This window comes from Acinetobacter wanghuae, assembly GCF_009557235.1.
GTDB lineage: Bacteria > Pseudomonadota > Gammaproteobacteria > Pseudomonadales > Moraxellaceae > Acinetobacter > Acinetobacter wanghuae.
The window spans coordinates 1572350-1592118 of the sequence record NZ_CP045650.1 but is presented as its reverse complement, the minus strand read 5'-3'; the positions used below and the strand labels follow the sequence as shown (position 1 = coordinate 1592118).

The following is a 19769-nucleotide window of genomic DNA, read 5'->3' as shown; positions in this document are numbered from 1 at the left end:
CGAACTTGTGTTATTTTGTCGCGGCTAATATATTTGACGATGTGTAACGATGAAACGTGTAATTTTGATCCCTTTAATGATGACTTCGGTACTTCCGGGCTGTCAGGATCAAACACAAGTTTCATCTAAAGAAGCTATTCAAGCTAAAGCGCACATTCCACAGTGGGTCGGGGATTATCAGGGTACAACACCTTGTATGGGCTGTTTGTCACGTTGTGAAGATTGTCCAGGTATGGCGGTTAGCTTAAGTTTGCATGAAGACCAGACTTATACTTTGTATCGGGAAAGTATGAGTGGAAATAATGAGGTCGAAACCATCCAAGGTCATCTGCATTTTGATTCAAAGGATGCAAACAAAGTTGAACTGCTACAAGTGACAAAGCGAAATCTGTTATTTATTGACCTTGAAAGCCAAGTTTTAGAAATACGTGAAGATCAAACAGGCAAACGTTATCAAATGCAAAGTGATTTTATCTTAGCGCGTGAAGTCTAATTTGAGTCCAAAGCATTTGTTTTAAAATAGATTTCATTTGAATTTTAGCCGCATATTTTTGTTATGGCTCGTCTTGTATTTATTTCACTATTGAGCAAAAAAACAGTATGCTTAAACCTGTAAAAAGGAGCATACATGTATCAAGTACTTGCGCGAAAATATCGTCCTCGTAATTTTAACGAATTGGTGGGTCAAAACCACGTTTCACGTGCCTTAACGAGTGCGCTTGAGCGTGGCCGTTTGCACCATGCGTATTTGTTTACGGGAACACGTGGTGTCGGGAAAACCACCATTGCGCGTATTTTGGCGAAGTGCTTGAACTGTGAAACTGGTGTGACTTCGACCCCATGTGAAGTTTGTCCAACCTGCACCGCAGTCAATGAAGGTCGTTTTATCGATTTAATCGAGATTGATGCGGCATCGCGGACCAAAGTCGAAGATACGCGTGAACTGCTTGATAACGTGCCGTATGCACCAACGCAAGGGCGCTTTAAGGTCTATCTCATCGATGAAGTGCACATGCTATCAACGCATTCTTTCAATGCTTTATTGAAAACATTGGAAGAACCGCCTGAACATGTGAAGTTCTTATTTGCAACGACAGATCCACAAAAGCTACCGATTACGGTCATTTCACGCTGTTTGCAATTTACCTTGCGTCCCTTGGCAGTCGATGAAATTACGCATCATCTCGGTCATATTCTTGGACTCGAAAGCATTCATGCTGATCAAGATGCCATTTGGCAAATCGCTGAGTCTGCGCAAGGGTCACTACGTGATGCGTTGTCACTGACCGATCAAGCCATTGCTTATGGTCAAGGTGCAATTGCCCATCAAGATGTCAAAGAAATGCTGGGGCTCATTGATCGCACTATTATTTATGACCTGATTATGGCGATTCATCAGAATCACAAGTCACGTGTCAGTGAGTTGTTGTTCCAGTTTCGTCAACAAGCACTTGATGTATCGCTCGTGTTGGATCAATTGATTTCGATGTTGCATGAATTGGCATTATTACAATATTTGCCAGATCTAAGCCTAAAATACAGCGCTGAGATTAATCAAAAAATCATGCAATTATCAGGCTCAATATCAGCGCAAGATTTGCAGTTGTATTATCAAATTGCTTGCAAAGGTCGTGCGGATTTACAACTGGCAGTGACGCAAGAGCAAGGCTTTGAAATGACGGTGCTGCGCTTATTGGCATTCCGTCCATTACAGGTCAATGAAATTCCTCAGAGCAGTGCGGTTAATGTTCAGCAAGTTGCACACGTACAATCCATTGAACAGGTAGCAATTGCTCAACCTCAAATGCAAGCAGTAGTTCAGAAAACCGTTCAGCCTGTGGTTGAAGAATTCCCGCTTGATGATGATTATGAACTTGAAGATGATTCTGTTCAGTCATCAACTGTGGTTGCGCATGAGCCATCATCCGATGATTTTTTAGATGAAGTTGTGGATCAACATGTTGTAAACGCAGAAACTGTAGTTCAAGCTGCTGAGCCAACAAAAGATCACATCATTTTTGATGCCAGTGTCGAAGATGGCTTGTTTGGTTTTGATGAGGCTATTGCTGAAACAGTTGAAGTTGAATCGGAAGCCAGTAGCGATGATTTCCTGTTAGCGGAGTACCTCCCTGAACAAGCCTCTACCGCATCTGAAACGTCACAAGTAGCTGCAAACATTGATATAACTGAAGCCGAAATTCAATCCGCATCTGTGACAGCTTTAAGCAATGAAAGCTCAGCCGATCAAACCTTAATGCCACAGGATATTTTAAAAATTCCTGAACAGGTGTTAGACGGTGAGTGGACGGTTGAAAAATGGGAATATTGGTTCCGTAATAGTCAACTTTCACCGGCGGTACAAGAGTTAGCACAGTACGGGATTATGTTGGGATCGATTAATGCAGAATCGACTTTCCATGTACCTGAGCAATATCAACAGCTATTGACACAGTTACAGCATAATTTAGAAGCTGCGCTCAAATCACAGTGGCCGCAAACCGTGTTTAGTGTCAAATTTGAAGATGTTGAACAACTGACCCCATATAGCATGCAACATGATCGTAAAGCGCGTGCATTTAAACGCGCTGAAGAACTGTTACATGCTGAGCCTGCGGTACAGGATTTACTGAAACAATTTGATGGTGAATTACACAATATTCAGCTGAAATAAAGCTACTTATCTGCTGACAAAAATTGAGCTAAAGCACCTCGCATTTCAAACGGAATCGAGGTGCTTTTTCGTGTCTCACGCTCGACAAACACATGCACAAAATTGCCTTGGGCTGCTGCTTCGGTTTGACCCTGTTTAAAAATGGCTAAATCATAGGTTAAGGATGATCGTCCGATACGCTCAATAGCGACCCCGACCTCAATCACTTCAGGATAAGACAACTCTTGATTAAATTGGCAGTTTGAATTGACCACCAAACCAATCATGGGAGATTGCTTTGGGTCGAAACCGGCATGTTGAATCAATAAAGCGTTTGCTGCGGTATCGAAATAGCTGTAATAAGTGACGTTATTGACATGTCCAAACATATCATTGTCGGCCCAACGGGTTTGGATGGGCAAAAAGAAGGCATAATCTTGACGTTGTTTAATTGCTATTTTCATAAATTGTGAGTCGTATTTGTATTGATTTAAACGAGTTTAGGCATAAATAGCTTGGTAAATGCCATACGCATCTTCAAGTGTCATTTCACGCGGATTATTTTGTAATAAACGCGTTTGCTTCATGGCATCTTCCGCCATGATCATGAGCATATGCTCCGGGACGTCAAATTCATTTAGCTTAAGTTTAAGCCCACTTTTCTTTAGATGATTATTAAAATGATCAATAAATAAATCGGTTAAGCCTTCATGGCAGCCCTTGCTATACGGGTCAAGCCATGTCATCAGTTCGGCATAGTGTTGTTTGGCTGCGGGCGCATTGAATTTCAGGACTTCAGTGAGTACCAACGCATTACTGTGCCCATGTGAAATATGAAAATGTCCACCCAACGGATAAGCCATGGCATGCACTGCTGCGACAGGTGCATTGGCAAAAGCTTGACCTGCGAGCATCGAACCCACCAGCATATTTTGTCGCGCTTCTAAATCCGAACCATCATTTAAAACACGGTTTAGGTTTGCATTAAGCAGCTTCAATGCATGTTTCGCGAGCATATCCGAGTAGGGATTTTTTTTGATTTTAGAGGTATAGGCTTCAATGGCATGCACCATCGCATCAATGCCTGTGGCTGCTGTGATATGCCGCGGTAAATCTTGCGTAAAGGTCGCATCCAAAATTGCGGTATCGGCATAAAGAATGGGAGAAACAATTCCAGTTTTAGTAGTTTCACCAGTTGTGACAATCGAAATAGGCGTAACTTCTGAACCTGTACCGGCTGTGGTTGGGATGACAATTAAAGGTAATCGAGGACCTTTTACATTGCCTACACCGTATAAATCTGTAAGAGATTGATGCTGATTCGGATGAGTTAATATTGCAATCAGTTTGGCAACATCTAAAGAACTACCACCTCCAAAACCAAGCACAATATCAATATTTTCTTGTTTGGCGAAGGCTACCGCATCAAGTACGATATGTTCAGCAGGATCTGCGACCACATCGGAATAAATGGCATAATCAATGCCAATAGCTTCAATAATTTCTAAAATAGGATGATGGAGGTTTTTCTCAATGAGTACGGAATCACTGACCACAAGCACTCGCTCATAATGACCTTCTTGAAGGATGTGTCTGAGTTCTTGAATTGTGCCTAAGCCTGCAATGATATTGGGCACTGTTTGGAACTGAAATCGATTCATCTTGTTGTCCTTCATTTTTATATCAAATTCAAAATTATTCTGTCGTTGTGATATAGGATTCATTATCTAAATAACTTAACATAAGAATCTTAGAAATAAAGCGATGCTGAGGTTGTTTATGTCATCCAAAACGCCATTTAAGGTGTTATGTGTATGTTTGGGAAATATTTGTCGTTCTCCCACGGCAGAAGTGATTCTTAGACATTATTGTGATGAACAAGAACTCAATGTCATGGTCGATTCTGCGGGAACTAGTAATTATCATCCCAATAAAGCGCCTGATACGCGTAGTCAGGAACATGCGCTAAAGCGTGGTTATGATTTATCGAGCCTACGTGCACGCCAATTGAAAACGCATGATTTTATTGAATTTGATCTCATCCTTGCGATGGATCATGATAATTTAGCGGATATCTTGGCGTTACAAGCACAAGCCAAACGTGAATTTGGACATCTCCGTGCAGAGGTGGCGCTCATGAGCGAACATGATTCAGATTATCCAAAACAAGCCTTACCCGATCCCTATTATGGTGGTGCAGCGGGCTTTGAACGCGTGATTGATCAATGTGAGTCAAGTAGTTTGGCTTGGGTTGAAATTTTTAAACAAAAAATTCTTAAGGTTTAAGTGATGCATATTCAGACACAGGTTCAACTTAAGCCCTTTAATACGTTGAATTTAGATGCGATTGCTTCGCACTATACAAAAATAACATCCACTGAAGACTTGCTTGCTGCACTTGATTTTGCCGAGCAACAACAGCTGAATATTTTAATTCTCTCTGGCGGTAGCAATATGTTATTGCCAGAACACATTCATGCGCTTGTGCTACATATGGATATTCAAGGCATTGAATTATTAGATGGCGATGATGTCCAACAACGTTTAAAGGTTGGGGCAGGTCAAATTTGGCATGATTTTGTGCTATGGACGACCAAAGAGCAGTTGTATGGTTTACAGAACCTTGCGCTTATTCCCGGTTTGGTGGGTGCTTCACCTGTACAAAATATTGGTGCGTATGGGGTAGAAGTGGGTGAGTTTATTGATTCAGTTGAAGTCTATGACCGTAAACTGAAACAATTTAGCGCAATTGCTGCCAAAGATTGCGACTTTGCTTATCGGCATAGTATTTTTAAAGATGATCCTAACCGTTACGTGATTACGCATGTGATCTTCAAATTACTCAAGCAAGCACATTTGAAACTCAATTATGGGGATTTAAAAGCAGCAGTGGCTGATGAACAGACAGCAGAAAACTTGCAACGTCAGGTGATTCATATTCGTCAAAGTAAATTGCCTAATCCACAAGAATATCCCAATGTGGGCAGTTTCTTTAAAAATCCTGTACTTGAGCAAAAAGTATTTGACCAAATTGCACAAAAATTCCCACAATTACCTCATTATCCTCAGCCCAACGATCACGTTAAGATAGCCGCAGGTTGGCTGATTGACCAAAGTGGCTGGAAAGGCAAGCAATTGGGTGTCGTTGGTATGTTCCATAAACAAGCACTTGTTTTGGTCAATTATGCTGATGCATCACTCAAAGACGTTCGTGCTACATATCGAGCAGTTCAGCAGGATGTATGGAATCAATTTAATATCGCACTTGAACCTGAGCCTGTTTTATTTGATGAGCAGGGCTTGATTCGTTCACATCAGGAAAATTAATGCATGAATGATACCCATTGGATGGTTCGTCTAGTCAAATACATTTCGGTGCTATTTGTGCTATTCGGCTGTTTTTTGGTGTTTTTATATTCGCCCTTTTATTCTCGTTTGGTGGTAAAAGGGCTGAATACCTTTGTGCCTTTTGAAGTGAATGAAATTGCGGCACAAAGTCAAAAGCAAGCTGCTTTAAGTGAAAATGAAAATTTAGAACCAGGCTCAGATTTATGGATTGCTCGTCAGGCATATTTAAAAGTCATGGAACAAGATATTTCGGAACATGGTTCGGAAAATATCACTTTAATTCAAGCACGCTATAAAATTCTTCAAGAACAGTTGTTGAATCTGCAACGTGAGGAACAAGAAGAAAAAGCGCAAGCGCAAAAAGAAAATATACAAGTCCCATTGTTGGTTAAAAATAACCAGCAAGCACCTATTGATCCAAGTCAAAATGTTGTTGAATTATTAAATTGGAACAGTTCTGAAAATAAAGAACAGATTGATCAATATACTGAATTTTTAACCATGCATGATTTATCTGAATACGAAGCAGCGATCAGCAATGCAGCCTCAGATATTGATGCAGCATCTGAAATTTACGCCAATAAAACAGCTCAAACGCAAGATCAAGCAGTATCTCAGCCCTATGCGATTGTGGTGCTTGGTGGTGGCTTGACCTTACATGACAATGGCGAAGATATTATCGTCAACGATTACACCCGTCTGCGCCTAGAAACCACCTTAAAAGTCGAGAAGCAATATCGTCTTCCGATTGTGCTGAGTGGGGTTGAAGCACCGTATATGCAACGTTGGCTGAAAAATTATGATGTTGATGCCAAGTTACTCGAAGACCGCAGCATGAACACCTGTGAAAATACCCGGTTTAGTTCATTGTTGTTGCAGAAAAAAGGTGGTGCACCGACCGTGATTTTAATTACGGATCGTTATCATATGCCACGTACACGCCGTCTTTTTGCTTTAAATGGGATTCAAACCATCCCTGTTGAAGCACCGATGCCGAGTGCTTTGACTGCATGGCGTCCAAGCGTACACAATTATGACCATAGCCGCCGTGCTAATTATGAAATGTTAGCCACTATTCGTGATATGTGGTTTGGTTCGACCGACTGTCGAGAGGTACCTTAATGTCAGATATTCCATTTTTAAATCCGACCATTCTCAAACAGCTCGACCTGCCTGTTCCAAGTCGTGATGTTACACCACAAGTGTTACAAGCCTTAAATTTAAACCGTTTAGATGCACCTTCAGTTGAACTGCAAGCTTATCGTAAGTTATATGGTTTTGAGGGATTAAATTGCAAACATTGGCAAGGCTTTGTCCAAATGCCTTTGTTTAAGATTCATGTACAAGTCTTTGAGCCATTGCTTGAAAAACTGCCCTTTGAGAAAGTAAAAGGCACGGTATTTTTACTGCATGGCTACTTAGAGCATAGCGGGATTTATCAGCCGATTGTGCAAGAGTTAATTGATCAAGGTTTTAGTGTACTAACCTTTGATTTGCCGGGACATGGTTTAAGTGATGGTTCACCTGCCAGTATTCAAAACTTTGATCATTATCAGCAAGTTTTGCATGCGGTACATCGCTATGTACGGCAGGCGACACAGTTACCTAAGCCTTGGCTCGGGATTGGGCAAAGTACTGGTGGTGCGATTTGGATGCATCATTTACTTGAATTTGCTGAACGACGTGAAAATCCCTTTGTTGATCGCGTACTTCTGTTATCGCCACTGATTCGCCCAGCAAAAACTGCATGGTGGCATAACTCGGTCGGTTTGGGCATTATTCGCCGTATTAAGCGTGAAGTGCCGCGTCATTTCCGTCGCAATAATCATAATCCTGAGTTTTTACGCTTTGTCCGCCTGAAGGATCCACTGCAACCCCGTATGATGGGTATGGATTGGATTTTAGCCATGTCGAAATGGATGCAGGAAATGGAAGCGCGCCCCGCATGCCGAATTCCAGTATGGTTAGCACAAGGTGCACAGGATCAAACCGTAGACTGGCGTTATAACATTGAATTTATTCGACGTAAATTTCGCTTACAGACGTTATTGATGTTAGAGGAAGGGTCACATCAACTCATTAACGAGCGTTCAGATATTCGTGCTGCATTGACAGGACTGATTCCTGCATTTCTACATGCGCATGGGTCAAAAGTTTATTACTAATGTAATGTCATTGATGTAAAAAAAGCGAAGGATAACCTTCGCTTTTTTTATATGCTTATATTGAATTAGAATTTATCGGCTTGGGCTAAGCTCCACATTCGATAATAAAAATTATCTTCATCAATATTTTCACAATTCAATAATTCTTTATCCTTTAACCAGAAGTGTAACTGTGCATAATTTTTAATTTCATGGCTGTTAATTCGCTGTGCCAAATGATGCGCTTTAATTTGTGAAGGGTGTTCAACCCCCGCGGCAGCGATCAACTCAGACAGCGCACCTAAGGTATTTTTATGGAAGTTAAACACGCGTTCAGCCTTGGTTGGAACATGAACCGCTTTTTGGCGATCAACATCTTGGGTCGCGAGACCCACAGGGCATTGGTTGGTATGACAGCTTTGCGCTTGAATACAGCCGACAGCAAACATAAAGCCACGTGCAGAATTGACCCAGTCCGCACCAATCGCAAGCGTACTGGCAATATCGAATGCACTAATAATTTTACCACTTGCACCAAGTTTGATCTGATCGCGTAAACCTGCACCAATAAGGGTATTATGCACAAAGAGCAAACCTTCACGAAGCGGCGTGCCTACAAAATCAATCAGTTCAATGGGCGCTGCACCTGTACCCCCTTCAGAGCCATCCACTACAATAAAATCGGGCACAATGTTGGTTTCAAGCATTGCTTTGACAATACTCATAAATTGCCACGGTTGCCCCAGACATAATTTAAAGCCGACGGGTTTACCATTTGAGAGTTCACGTAGCTGCTGAATAAAATGCATCATTTCTAATGGGGTATTAAATGCTGGATGACTTGAGGGTGAAATACAGTCTTCCTCTCGGCTGACACCACGAATTTGTGAAATTTCTTCCGATATTTTGTCTTTAGGTAAAATTCCACCATGTCCGGGTTTAGCACCTTGAGACATTTTTAGTTCAATCATTTTTACTTGCGGTAATGCGGCTTGTTCTGCAAATTTAACGGGATCAAACTGTCCATCAAGCGTACGGCAACCAAAATAACCGCTGCCAAGTTCCCAGACGATATCCCCACCATTTTCTAAATGATACGGACTGATACTACCTTCACCCGTATCATGATAAAAACCGCCCATTTTTGCGCCTAAATTCAAGGCGCGAATCGCATTCGCACTTAAACTCCCGAAGCTCATGGCAGAGATATTTAAAATGGATGAACTGTAAGGTTGGCGACATTGATCATTACCAATTTGAATCCGAAAGGTATCAATATTGGCAGGTTTTGCAGGGGTAATAGAATGACTTACAAATTTATAGTCATGTTGGTAAACATCAATAATCGAACCAAAGGGCTTATCGGCATTTTCATTTTTGGCACGTTGGTAAACGAGGCTACGCTGCATACGCGAAAAAGGTAAGGCATCCTGATCTGATTCAATGAAATACTGACGAATTTCGGGTCTAAACTCTTCAAAAATATAGCGAAAATGTCCCATAATTGGGTAGTTCTTTAAAATTGAATGTTTATTTTGTAGAACATCATATAGACCAACAAGACTTAATATACCCGTAATAATCCACAGTGAATTGACTAAGGTTTCAGGCAGAAAATGGTAGATATAACGTGGCGAATAGCCGACGTGAAATAAAGTAAAAAGCAAAGCAATAAAAATGCAGGCAAACCAAACGGAATGCCGAGAGAAGAATGTGTTAAGTAATTTATGCCGTGTAAGCTGAGCTGGGTTTGCCATTGTAAAGTTAAATCCGATTTTTTATTGATCATTCTGTTCAATGTGCATCGGCTAAGACTTTGATACAAGTAAAAAATTGTTGTTCGTCGTTAACTTGAGTTGTGACTTAAATAATTATTGGATTGTTTTATATTCGAATAATCTAAACATAGCCAAAATTTTCTTAAACATCATTTCAGCAAAACACATGCATTGTTGTTATTTCACAGCTGTTTCACATTGGATTAGATTAAACAGGTTCCCACAGCAAAGGAGTTGAATAGATGACCATGAGATCCATTCGTTTTAATCGCGCAGACTTAGCATGTTCGTGAGTTTGCGCATGTTCATGGCTCAGCAACGGACAGCATATTTTAAAGCTGCAAATCTTAAATGCATAACATTAAAATATGCTGTAAATTTTCACCGATTAGACAGTCTTATTACAAAAATATAATCACAAATTATCAGTCCCTTTATGGGACTTTTTTTAATTTATTCATCGACTTGATTCACCATATTTGCAACTTGTTCAGGTTCAATGTGTCGAATTTTTTTACCAAAGCTTCTGAGCCACCAAATGAGTTGAGAGGTATAGGGTACAGTTGCGGTAATGAGTGCCATACCATCCTCTAATTTCTCAATAGATTGATCAAGACTCAGTTGGCTTTCCTCAAAATAGTGAGCATCGGCTTCACTCATATGTAATTTTAAGGTGATATTTTCAGTAGGCTGATTGAAGTCGACACGGAAGCCCAAAGCACCTGAATCAATATATTCATCAATATCAAAATTCACCGGATGCAATGCGCGTGTATTTAACACTGTGGCGGATTTAAAGCGGTGTAAGGCAAAGGTTTGGATATCTGAACGATCGTGACGCGTGCATACCAAATAAATAATCGATCCTTTTTGGACTAAAGCCAAAGGGTTTAGAATATAGGTTTTCTCTTCACTATGTTGTCCGCGACCTTGATAAATACATTCAAGTTGTTTGTCTTGTAATAAGCCTTCATAAATTGCTTGCTGAGCAGCACGTTCCACCACCGGAGGAATCAAAGGTTGATTGGCAGGTACAATACGCACGCGATTGATCCATTGACGCACATTATTTTGGGTCGATAGGCTACGTCGTGCTAAATCGAACCACGGGTTCATTTCATCAATCAGACTAGGTGGTAATAAATGCTTAAGATGTTCTTCCACCATCATAAAGGTCACCGCTTGAGAACTGGTCATATGCGGCAAGCTTTGAATGGGTGCATCAGAACGCCAACGCCAACCTTGTGGAGTAGTCTTACTGCTTTCAATAGGAAAACGCTGCGCGATTTGATTTAAATCACGTTGGATGGTACGCAAACTAATATCCACGCCTTCACGAACCAAAATTTCTTGTAATTCACGTGTACCCATCCATTTGCCCGTACTTAAACGAGACAAAATTTGCCATTGGCGATACAGGCTGTTGGAGGTTTCTTTTTCTTGTGATGACATAATTTAAAGCTAACAATGAAGGAAGTGAAACATCAATGTTCACCACAATAAAAAAACTTCAGTGCTTTAGCAAGGTTTATTGCGGTCACATTGCTATATTTTGATACATGTTGAAGCAAAAACTACATTGAGTTGTAGACAAGGGCACTGCCTAATAGAGTGAGGTGCTTGTTTTAGGTGGCACAAATATTGCTGTACTTAAAACACAAATTTATAACAACTGAGGTTTGTATGCTTAAAGAGAACCTGGATACAAATATCACGCCAACGATTGATAACTTTAATAAAACTGAACATCATTTTACGGATTCAACGGATCGTGTTCATTCGACCACGAAAAAGTCACATGTCTTGTTTCAGCAGTTTTCATCTTTATTTTTTAATGAAATGCGTGATGATCAAGCGATGCTCGGTCAGGCAGGGCAGAAAATAGAAGAATGGTTGTCACAGCATACTTTAGAGGAATTAAAGGCGCTGAATCAGGCAGCAAAAGATCATTTCTTATATGAAGGTATTACCTTTACGGTTTATGGTGATGAGGAAGGCACTGAGCGAACGATTCCTTTTGATGTGATTCCACGTGTTATGGCACGTAAGCAGTGGGATACTATTGCTTTGGGGTGTTCACAACGTGTGCGCGCACTCAATTTATTCTTACATGATATTTATCATTCACAAGACATTTTAAAAGCCAATATTGTGCCTGAACTGCAAGTGCTGACGCATGAAGCGTATCAACCCCATATGTATCAGCATAGCTTAAAGGGCAGCATTTATAGCCAAATCAGCGGGATCGATATTATTCGCGATGCCAAAGGTGAGTGCTATGTGCTTGAGGATAATTTAAGGACACCGTCGGGTGTATCTTATATGCTTGAAAGCCGCAAAATTAGCCAAAAATTAATGCCAAAATTATTTGAGCAAACACATATTTCTGGCATTGAACAATATCCACAATTACTCAAAGAGATTTTGACTGAAAATGCGTATGTCGATAAGCCATTTATTGTCGTATTGACGCCGGGTCGTTTTAATAGTGCTTACTATGAACATGCGTTTCTTGCCAAAGAGATGGATGTACCTTTGGTAACATCACGTGATTTATTTGTTGAAAATTCTCGAGTTTATGTAAAAACCATACGCGGTCGCCAACAAGTTGATGTTATTTATAGACGTGTCGATGATGCTTATCTTGATCCATTATGCTTTAAGCCTGACAGTACCTTAGGTGTGCCAGGCTTAATGTCAGTATATCTGCAACACAACGTGGTCATTGCCAATGCACCCGGTACAGGTGTCGCTGATGACAAATCGATTTATCCTTACGTGGATAAAATGATTGAATTCTACTTAGGTGAAAAAGCCATTTTAAAAAATGTGCCGACTTACCAGTGCCGAGAAGCCCAAGATTTGGAATATGTCTTAGATCATCTTGGACAGCTTGTGGTGAAAGAGGCGCAAGGCTCAGGGGGTTACGGTATGTTGATCGGTCCGCAAGCCTCCGCACAGCAAATTGAAGCCTTTAGAGAGAAAATCATTGCTTCTCCAGAGCTCTATATTGCACAGCCAACCTTGGAGCTTTCAGTTTGCCCAACCATCAGTGCACATGGTGTAGCAGAACGTCATATTGATTTGCGTCCCTTTGTGCTGAGTTCACCGTATCGTACCGAGATTGTACCGGGTGGTCTGACTCGTGTGGCGATGCAGGCAGGTTCATTAGTGGTCAACTCGTCCCAAGGTGGTGGCATCAAAGACACATGGATCATCGATAATTTACATTCATAAAAATACCAAAAGGACTCTGTTATGGTTTTATTAAACTCTAATGCACAGCATATTTTTTGGTTAGGTCGTTATTTGGCACGTACACAGTTTTTATGTGCTCATTTTCCTTTTGCTAAAGATGAAGATGCTATTGCTTATGCGCATGCCTTTTGTTTACCCGCATTTGATGCAAGTTCATTAAATGCCTTGGTATTAGATACCACGCAACCTGCGTCATTTACGCAACAATTCCAAACAGCAAAAGCCAATATTCATGAGCTACGTGGTGTTTTATCTGCATCTGCTTATGCAGAACTTATTCAACTGATTCGAAATGCCGATCAAAATACCGGTTATATCTGTGATGTGGTGAATGACTGTCAAGATGTATTGGAAGCTGAATCCGCAGATTTATTTTTGTTCTTTAGTTTAGGTCAGTGTTTAGAGCAACTCGATCATGCTCTTCGCTTTAATGAAGCATCGCATGTGACTGTGGCTAAAATTGATGATGTAGTCGATACCTTAGTCGGGATGGGTTGGTCAAATCTACAAGAATATTGGCAGAAACTTCGTGCCGCTCCCGATTTAATGCATTTTTATCAATTTAGTGACTACATTCATCATATGTTTGAGGCTGAAGTATGAAATTGATGGTGAATCATCAAACCCATTACAGCTATAGCATGGACGTTTTAAGCAGTATTCAGTACATCAAAATGACACCAATGCAAAATCAGCATCAGCGTGTCGAGCATTGGCATGTGAGTGTTCCCGGTCAAAAACAGATGATGAAAGATGCCTTTGGAAATACATGGATGACCAGTACTCAGCGTCAGCCTTATCAGCATTTGACCATCATGGCGCAGGGTATTATTGAATTAAATACAGACTTAGATGTCGGCATGCAAGACAATCTGCATCCGATGTTGTTTTTACAGCCGACACCCACCACAGCATGTAATAGCGAGATGAAAGCCTTTGCTGACCATCATGTAAAAACGTTAAATCGACAATCCTTGATTGGATTGGCTGCTGCAATTTTGGTTCATGTTCCTTATATATCGAATAGCAGTTCTGTGCAGAGTTCAGCGATTGATGCATTTCAGTCAAGGCAGGGTGTCTGTCAGGATCACAGTCATATCTTTATTGCGATGTGTAAATATTTAGGCTTGCCTGCGCGTTATGTCTCTGGATATTTATATGCACAAAATGTATCGCATCTTGCAAGTCATGCATGGGCTGAGGTATTTATAGACCAAGCATGGTATTGTTTTGATGTCAGTAATCAATTGTTTACGCCGTCTGTACATGTCTATGTGGCGATTGGTCGTGATTATTGGGATGTTGCACCCGTACGCGGTGTGAGAGACAAGGGCGGTGTGGAATCGATGCATTCCATCGTTCAAGTACTCAGTTGTTAGTTTCGAAGGAATGTTAAAAATGACGTATTGTTGTGCGCTTCGCTTAGAGCAAGGTATGGTCTTTATTAGTGATACACGTACCAATGCGGGTGTGGATCATATCTCTGTTTTTCGTAAGTTATACACTTTCGGTATTCCGGGAGAGCGCCTCATTGTCATTCAGGCTTCAGGAAACTTAGCAACGACCCAAGCGGTGATTGGGCATATTAAAAATCAACTTGAATTGCGACAGGAGCCCAATATTCTGTCGTTACACACCATGTTTGATGTAGCTGAATTGATTGGAAGTACCCTCAAAAAAGTTATTGAAAATGTCACTGCGGACACCATGGAACAAAGCAATTATTATTGTAGTTTGTTGGTGGGTGGACAAATTAAAGATCAAGATATGCAGCTTTATAATATTTATCCGCAAGGGAATTTTATTTGTGCGACGCGAGATACGCCGTATTTTCAAATTGGCGAAAGTAAATATGGCAAGCCGATTTTAGATCGCGCTTTGAGTTTTGAAATGCCGCTAGATGAAGCTTTAAGATGTTCGCTGATTTCATTTGCATCCACTTTACGTTCGAATGTTTCGGTGGGTATGCCACTCGATGTGCTGGTTTATCATCGTGATAGTCTTGAGTTGCCTCAAGGCAAGCGTATCTCTGAAGATGATTCATATTTCAATACGATTAGTCGACAATGGTCTGAATTGCTGAAAAAAGGTTTACAAGAATTGCCTATCCCGACAGAAGAATACTTTAATTAACAACGTATCTAAGTCCGTTAAATTTGGTTACACTAAGTTTCACCTATAAAAACAATGATGTGAGGTAACCATGCAACAACTTTGTTATGTCAGTCAAAGTAAATCGAAAAAAGCGGATTTATTGTCCGATTTAACCAATATTTTAAGTGAAGCACGCAATTTCAATACCTTAAACCAGATTAATGGTGTGTTGTATTTTTCCGATGGCTATTTTTTTCAATGTCTTGAGGGAGATGCTGAAAAATTAAAGATGTTACTTGAAAAACTCTATAAAGATCCGCGTCATGAAAATATTCGTTTATTTGAAATTAAAGACATCGAGGTACAAAAGTTTAGTGAATGGTCAATGAAATACGTATCAAAGCGTAGTGACATTCAAGTTTTGTGTCAGCGTATGGGCTTTGATGAATTTAAGCCGTACGAATTTGAACAGCATCATGTGGATTTGTTTTTGAATGAATTGGTACAACAAGAGCAAGAAGCCGCATAAGTTGCAAAAAAAAGCCCAACATATGTTGGGCTTTTTTTGTTTCTATGATTACTGAGGAATACGTACTGGACGACTACTCATACGACAGAGTAGTTCATAACCAATCGTACCGTTGGCTTCAGCCACATCATCAACAAGACGTGTTTTACCCCAAAGTTCAACTTCTGTACCAAGTTGTAGGTTAAGTCCGGTGGCATCAATGGCAATCATATCCATGGCAACACGACCGACTAAACGGACTTGCTGACTGTTAATTGCGACATAGTTTTGTTTCGGGAAGGCACGTGGATAACCGTCGCCATAACCAATCGATACAATTGCTAAGGTCATATCTTTTTCAGCTGTAAATGTAGAGCCATAACCGACATGTTCGCCCGCTTGAATATCATTTAAAGCAATCACTTCTGCTGTAAATGTCATGACAGGTTTTAGATCGAGGTCCGCCACTGAACGGTCTGCAAAAGGCGTTGCACCGTATAACATAATGCCGGGACGTACATAATCAAAATGCAGTTCAGGATATTTATAAATTGCTGCAGAATTACAGCATGAGCCCATGAGTGGGGCGCAATCATTTTTCACTTCTAAGAACTGACGAATTTGCTCATCATTCAGAGGGTGATCGGCATCAGCATTGGCGAAGTGCATCGCCAAAACACAGGTAAAGCCTTCAGCTTTTAATGTGTTGATGACATCTTTAATTTCGTGAATTTTGAAACCAAGACGGTTCATACCGCTGTTAAGTTTGACCCAAACTTTTAGATTTTGTGCAATATACGCATCTTTATGCGCCATCAGCCAATCAAGTTGCTGTTGATGATGAACGACACATTCAATCTTTTGATCAATCACGATTTGCATTTCATCAGATGAAAAAATGCCTTCAATCAGGGTAATAGGTTGTAAATAGCCTAAGTCACGAATTTCAAGTGCTTCTTCTAAACAGGCGACACCAAAAGCATCGCTGTCTTTTAAGGCTGCTAGGCAGTCTTTAACTCCATGTCCGTAAGCATTGGCTTTGACCATGCTGACGATTTTAGCTGTTGGGGCAAGTTGTTTGACACGGTTTAAATTATATTGCAGTGCTGCACTGTCAATATAAACTGTAGCTTGACGCACCTTGAATACTCCTAGCGGGAAGGTGAGAAACAGATAATGAAGTTTAAAATATTAATCTTCATCATCATACTGAGCATAAAACTCAGGTGAGAGATTACTAAAACGGGTGTATTGACCTTCAAAGGCCAAACGAACAGTACCAATCGGTCCGTTACGTTGTTTACCAATAATAATTTCAGCAGTACCAGCTTCTTTTGACTCTTTGTTATAAACCTCATCACGGTAAATAAACATAATCAAATCGGCATCCTGCTCAATTGCACCAGATTCACGCAAATCTGACATCACCGGGCGCTTATTGGGGCGGTTTTCCAGTGCACGGTTCAACTGTGATAAAGCAATGACCGGACATTGCATTTCTTTTGCCAGTGCTTTTAGGCTACGAGAAATTTCCGAAATCTCACCCACACGGTTATCGCCCATGCCGGGTACTTTCATGAGCTGAAGGTAATCGACCATGATGCAGCCCAATTTACCGCCATGCATTTTTGCAATACGACGTGCACGTGAACGTAATTCCGTTGGCGGCAGTGCAGAGGAGTCATCGATATACAGATTTTTTTCTTGTAAGTGCACAATGGTACTGGTCACTTTTGACCATTCATCACTGTCCATTTTACCCGAACGTAAATGACCTTGATGCACACGACCAAACGATGAAATCAAACGCATTGCGATGGAGTCAGCGGGCATCTCCATTGAATAGACAAGGGCAGGTAGATTGTTGTTAAATAAGACACTTTCCACCAAATTCATGGCAAATGTGGTTTTACCCATCGATGGACGTGCTGCAACAATAATTAAATCACCGGATTGCATACCTGAGGTTTTGTTATCTAATTCGACGAAACCTGTGGTTAAGCCGGTAATACTGCCTTCCATTTGCGACAGTTCGTTTAATTTATCAAATACATCTGCCACAACCGAGTTAATCGGTTTTGGACCTTGTGCTTTGGCATTATTATTATGTTGTTCTGCAATCGAGAAAATATTAGTTTCAGCTAAATCTAGAATTTCACTGACCGGACGACCTTTAGTGTCATAGGCATTTTGTAAAATTTCAGAGCTGACTTTAATCATGCTACGCAACGTCGCAAATTCTTTGATTTTGCCGGCATAGGTTTCTAAGTTATAGAAACTTGATGGAGAATCTGCCATCAATTGCATTAAATACTCTTCACCACCCACGGCTTCAAGTAAGTTTTGTTTAATGAGCCAGTCATTCACCAATACGGCATCATAAGGTGAGTTTTCTTTTGAGAGCTGATCAATTGCTCGGAAAATATATTTATGACGGGTTGCATAAAAATCATTTTCAGTCAGCACATCACCGACTTGCTCGAAAGATTCGGCAACGGTCATTAATGCAGCAAGTACAGCTTGTTCAATCGCTAAATTGTGGGGTGGGGTGCGAAACTCTTTGAGACTCGAATTCTCGATATTGGTTTCAGCTTTAGCGTTGTTCTGCTTTTTGCTGGCATTCGCCTGTGACATATAAATCCCTGATTTTAAATACAATGGTTAAACATTATCGGAGATGAATAGCTTTTATTCACTACGAATGGAAATCATACGCGCTCTATAAAAAAATGCGAAGCCTATTTTTTTAATTTAAGCGGACAAAATAATAATTTTTAGACAGGTATGGCTTTGATGATTTTATACAGATAAAAAAAGAGCATGCGAATGCATGCTCTTTTTCGGGTGAGAAATTACTCAGCTACGATTGTAACGAGAACTTCTGCAACAACATCATGGTGCAATTGGATTGCGATGTTGAATTCACCAGTGTTGCGAAGTGCGCCATTTGGAAGACGAACTTCAGCACGGTCAACAGTAAGACCAGCATTTGTTAATGCGTCTGCGATATCACGAGTACCGATTGAACCGAATAGTTTACCTTCATCACCAGATTTAGCAGTGATTACGATGTTCACTTCGTTCAATTGGTCAGCACGTGCTTGAGCAGCAGCTAACACGTCAGCTTCAGCTTTTTCAAGTTCAGCGCGACGAGCTTCAAATGCAGCAGTGTTTGCTTCAGTAGCAGCTACTGCTTGACCTTGAGGGATAAGGTAGTTGCGGCCGTAACCAGCTTTAACTGAAACTTTATCGCCTAATTTACCAAGGTTTTTAATGCGTTGTAATAAAATAATATCCACAGCTCAACCTCACTTATGATTGTCAGTGTAAGGGATCAAAGACAAGTAGCGAGCTTGTTTAATAGCAAGCGCTAATTGACGTTGGTAACGAGCTTTAGTACCTGTAATACGGCTAGGAACAATTTTGCCGTTTTCAGTAATGTACTGTTTTAAAGTGTCGATATCTTTGTAATCGATGTACGCAACTTTCTCAGCTGTAAAGCGGCAGAACTTGCGACGACGGTAAAAACGTGCCATTTAATGTTCTCCTTATGCTTCAGCAGAATCTTGAGATTGTTGTGCTTCTTCACGTTGAGCTTTACGCGCACGCTTTTCTTCAGCACTTTTAGCAAGCAATGACTCTTCAGTGATTGCATTTTCACGACGGATGATCAAGCTACGAATGATTGCGTCGTTGTAACGGAACAATTCTTCAAGTTCATCAAGAGTCGTTTGACCACACTCAACATTCATAAGAATGTAATGAGCTTTATGGATCTTGTTAATTGGGTAAGCCAATTGACGACGACCCCAGTCTTCTAGACGGTGGATTTGACCTTCAGCTTCTTTGATGTGAGTTAGGTAACGTTCTACCATTCCCACAACTTGATCGCTTTGGTCTGGATGTACCAATAGTACGATTTCGTAGTGACGCATTGTCAGCTCCTTACGGTTTAGGCAGCCCCAATTCATAATTAAATTGAAGCAAGG

Annotated in this window: 20 protein-coding genes; 11 read left to right on the top strand and 9 right to left on the bottom strand. The window is 40.7% G+C overall.

Features of this window, described 5'->3' with window-relative positions; all coding sequences use genetic code 11:
- Positions 1 to 49 precede the first annotated feature (49 nt).
- Together GFH30_RS07510 and dnaX are read left to right on the top strand one after the other, a co-directional pair.
- Entirely contained in the window at positions 50 to 493 is a 444-nt protein-coding gene (locus tag GFH30_RS07510; protein ID WP_153371637.1) for a copper resistance protein NlpE N-terminal domain-containing protein, read from the top strand.
- Between the two features lie 135 nt (positions 494 to 628).
- A complete protein-coding gene (dnaX, locus tag GFH30_RS07505; RefSeq protein ID WP_153371636.1) occupies positions 629 to 2671 on the top strand; it encodes a DNA polymerase III subunit gamma/tau in 2043 nt (680 codons plus the stop codon).
- A gap of 2 nt (positions 2672 to 2673) precedes the next feature.
- On the opposite strand, the gene GFH30_RS07500 is transcribed toward dnaX, so the two are convergent.
- A complete protein-coding gene (locus tag GFH30_RS07500; RefSeq protein ID WP_153371635.1) occupies positions 2674 to 3114 on the bottom strand; it encodes an acyl-CoA thioesterase in 441 nt (146 codons plus the stop codon).
- Positions 3115 to 3150: 36 nt separating this feature from the next.
- Positions 3151 to 4311 (bottom strand): iron-containing alcohol dehydrogenase, encoded by a 1161-nt coding sequence (locus GFH30_RS07495; RefSeq protein WP_153371634.1) that lies wholly within the window; start codon positions 4309 to 4311, stop codon positions 3151 to 3153.
- Between the two features lie 118 nt (positions 4312 to 4429).
- On the opposite strand from GFH30_RS07495, the gene GFH30_RS07490 reads away from it, so the two are divergent.
- From GFH30_RS07490 to GFH30_RS07475, 4 genes are read left to right on the top strand one after another with little or no spacing between them, the layout of a single operon-like run.
- A complete protein-coding gene (locus tag GFH30_RS07490) occupies positions 4430 to 4936 on the top strand; it encodes a low molecular weight protein-tyrosine-phosphatase (RefSeq protein WP_153371633.1) in 507 nt (168 codons plus the stop codon).
- 3 nt (positions 4937 to 4939) lie between these two features.
- Positions 4940 to 5977: a UDP-N-acetylmuramate dehydrogenase gene (gene murB, locus GFH30_RS07485; protein ID WP_153371632.1), complete on the top strand. Its 1038-nt coding sequence runs from the start codon at positions 4940 to 4942 to the stop codon at positions 5975 to 5977.
- 3 nt (positions 5978 to 5980) lie between these two features.
- On the top strand, positions 5981 to 7120 hold the full coding sequence (locus GFH30_RS07480) for a YdcF family protein (RefSeq protein WP_153371631.1): 1140 nt from the start codon (positions 5981 to 5983) through the stop codon (positions 7118 to 7120).
- Entirely contained in the window at positions 7120 to 8163 is a 1044-nt protein-coding gene (locus GFH30_RS07475) for an alpha/beta hydrolase (protein ID WP_153371630.1), read from the top strand. Before GFH30_RS07480 ends, GFH30_RS07475 begins: the two co-directional genes overlap by 1 nt.
- Positions 8164 to 8228: 65 nt before the next feature.
- On the opposite strand, the gene GFH30_RS07470 is transcribed toward GFH30_RS07475, so the two are convergent.
- On the bottom strand, positions 8229 to 9899 hold the full coding sequence (locus GFH30_RS07470; RefSeq protein ID WP_153371629.1) for an FMN-binding glutamate synthase family protein: 1671 nt from the start codon (positions 9897 to 9899) through the stop codon (positions 8229 to 8231).
- Positions 9900 to 10373: 474 nt separating this feature from the next.
- Positions 10374 to 11372 (bottom strand): helix-turn-helix transcriptional regulator, encoded by a 999-nt coding sequence (locus GFH30_RS07465; protein WP_153371628.1) that lies wholly within the window; start codon positions 11370 to 11372, stop codon positions 10374 to 10376.
- 231 nt (positions 11373 to 11603) lie between these two features.
- Here GFH30_RS07465 and GFH30_RS07460 point away from each other — a divergent pair, with 231 nt between their 5' ends.
- The 5 genes from GFH30_RS07460 (at position 11604) to GFH30_RS07440 (ending at position 15801) form a co-directional block, all read left to right on the top strand.
- Positions 11604 to 13157 carry a circularly permuted type 2 ATP-grasp protein gene (locus tag GFH30_RS07460; RefSeq protein ID WP_153371627.1) on the top strand — a complete coding sequence of 518 codons (1554 nt, stop codon included), beginning with the start codon at positions 11604 to 11606 and terminating at the stop codon, positions 13155 to 13157.
- Between the two features lie 21 nt (positions 13158 to 13178).
- Positions 13179 to 13781: an alpha-E domain-containing protein gene (locus GFH30_RS07455; RefSeq protein WP_153371626.1), complete on the top strand. Its 603-nt coding sequence runs from the start codon at positions 13179 to 13181 to the stop codon at positions 13779 to 13781.
- The gene (locus GFH30_RS07450) at positions 13778 to 14557 is read left to right on the top strand and encodes a transglutaminase family protein (protein ID WP_153371625.1); all 780 of its coding nucleotides are present in this window, start codon (positions 13778 to 13780) and stop codon (positions 14555 to 14557) included. Before GFH30_RS07455 ends, GFH30_RS07450 begins: the two co-directional genes overlap by 4 nt.
- Before the next feature lie 19 nt (positions 14558 to 14576).
- A complete protein-coding gene (locus tag GFH30_RS07445) occupies positions 14577 to 15311 on the top strand; it encodes a proteasome-type protease (protein ID WP_153371624.1) in 735 nt (244 codons plus the stop codon).
- A gap of 70 nt (positions 15312 to 15381) precedes the next feature.
- Positions 15382 to 15801: a BLUF domain-containing protein gene (locus GFH30_RS07440; protein ID WP_153371623.1), complete on the top strand. Its 420-nt coding sequence runs from the start codon at positions 15382 to 15384 to the stop codon at positions 15799 to 15801.
- A 48-nt stretch (positions 15802 to 15849) separates the two neighbouring features.
- Here the strand turns inward: GFH30_RS07440 and alr are convergent, their stop codons facing one another.
- The 5 genes from alr to rpsF form a co-directional block, all read right to left on the bottom strand.
- Entirely contained in the window at positions 15850 to 16920 is a 1071-nt protein-coding gene (gene alr / locus GFH30_RS07435; protein WP_153371622.1) for an alanine racemase, read from the bottom strand.
- A gap of 51 nt (positions 16921 to 16971) precedes the next feature.
- Positions 16972 to 18414, bottom strand: a complete 1443-nt coding sequence (gene dnaB / locus GFH30_RS07430; RefSeq protein ID WP_153371621.1) for a replicative DNA helicase — start codon at positions 18412 to 18414, stop codon at positions 16972 to 16974.
- A gap of 218 nt (positions 18415 to 18632) precedes the next feature.
- Complete coding sequence (gene rplI, locus GFH30_RS07425) at positions 18633 to 19079, bottom strand: 50S ribosomal protein L9 (RefSeq protein WP_153371620.1); 447 nt, start codon at positions 19077 to 19079, stop codon at positions 18633 to 18635.
- A 9-nt stretch (positions 19080 to 19088) separates the two neighbouring features.
- Positions 19089 to 19316: a 30S ribosomal protein S18 gene (gene rpsR, locus GFH30_RS07420; RefSeq protein WP_004648825.1), complete on the bottom strand. Its 228-nt coding sequence runs from the start codon at positions 19314 to 19316 to the stop codon at positions 19089 to 19091.
- Between the two features lie 12 nt (positions 19317 to 19328).
- Complete coding sequence (gene rpsF / locus GFH30_RS07415; RefSeq protein ID WP_153371619.1) at positions 19329 to 19715, bottom strand: 30S ribosomal protein S6; 387 nt, start codon at positions 19713 to 19715, stop codon at positions 19329 to 19331.
- Positions 19716 to 19769: the final 54 nt, after the last annotated feature.

Bases quoted from the DNA above. Each gene is read 5' to 3' on its own strand.
- GFH30_RS07450 (WP_153371625.1), top strand. From the start codon at position 13,778: ATGAAATTGATGGTGAATCATCAAACCCATTACAGCTATAGCATGGAC.
- rpsR (WP_004648825.1), bottom strand. From the start codon at position 19,316: ATGGCACGTTTTTACCGTCGTCGCAAGTTCTGCCGCTTTACAGCTGAG.
- GFH30_RS07510 (WP_153371637.1), top strand. From the start codon at position 50: ATGAAACGTGTAATTTTGATCCCTTTAATGATGACTTCGGTACTTCCG.
- GFH30_RS07495 (WP_153371634.1), bottom strand. From the start codon at position 4,311: ATGAATCGATTTCAGTTCCAAACAGTGCCCAATATCATTGCAGGCTTA.
- murB (WP_153371632.1), top strand. From the start codon at position 4,940: ATGCATATTCAGACACAGGTTCAACTTAAGCCCTTTAATACGTTGAAT.
- GFH30_RS07440 (WP_153371623.1), top strand. From the start codon at position 15,382: ATGCAACAACTTTGTTATGTCAGTCAAAGTAAATCGAAAAAAGCGGAT.
- GFH30_RS07445 (WP_153371624.1), top strand. From the start codon at position 14,577: ATGACGTATTGTTGTGCGCTTCGCTTAGAGCAAGGTATGGTCTTTATT.
- dnaB (WP_153371621.1), bottom strand. From the start codon at position 18,414: ATGTCACAGGCGAATGCCAGCAAAAAGCAGAACAACGCTAAAGCTGAA.
- GFH30_RS07480 (WP_153371631.1), top strand. From the start codon at position 5,981: ATGAATGATACCCATTGGATGGTTCGTCTAGTCAAATACATTTCGGTG.
- GFH30_RS07500 (WP_153371635.1), bottom strand. From the start codon at position 3,114: ATGAAAATAGCAATTAAACAACGTCAAGATTATGCCTTCTTTTTGCCC.
- GFH30_RS07455 (WP_153371626.1), top strand. From the start codon at position 13,179: ATGGTTTTATTAAACTCTAATGCACAGCATATTTTTTGGTTAGGTCGT.
- GFH30_RS07490 (WP_153371633.1), top strand. From the start codon at position 4,430: ATGTCATCCAAAACGCCATTTAAGGTGTTATGTGTATGTTTGGGAAAT.
- dnaX (WP_153371636.1), top strand. From the start codon at position 629: ATGTATCAAGTACTTGCGCGAAAATATCGTCCTCGTAATTTTAACGAA.
- GFH30_RS07470 (WP_153371629.1), bottom strand. From the start codon at position 9,899: ATGGCAAACCCAGCTCAGCTTACACGGCATAAATTACTTAACACATTC.
- GFH30_RS07460 (WP_153371627.1), top strand. From the start codon at position 11,604: ATGCTTAAAGAGAACCTGGATACAAATATCACGCCAACGATTGATAAC.
- GFH30_RS07465 (WP_153371628.1), bottom strand. From the start codon at position 11,372: ATGTCATCACAAGAAAAAGAAACCTCCAACAGCCTGTATCGCCAATGG.
- rpsF (WP_153371619.1), bottom strand. From the start codon at position 19,715: ATGCGTCACTACGAAATCGTACTATTGGTACATCCAGACCAAAGCGAT.
- GFH30_RS07475 (WP_153371630.1), top strand. From the start codon at position 7,120: ATGTCAGATATTCCATTTTTAAATCCGACCATTCTCAAACAGCTCGAC.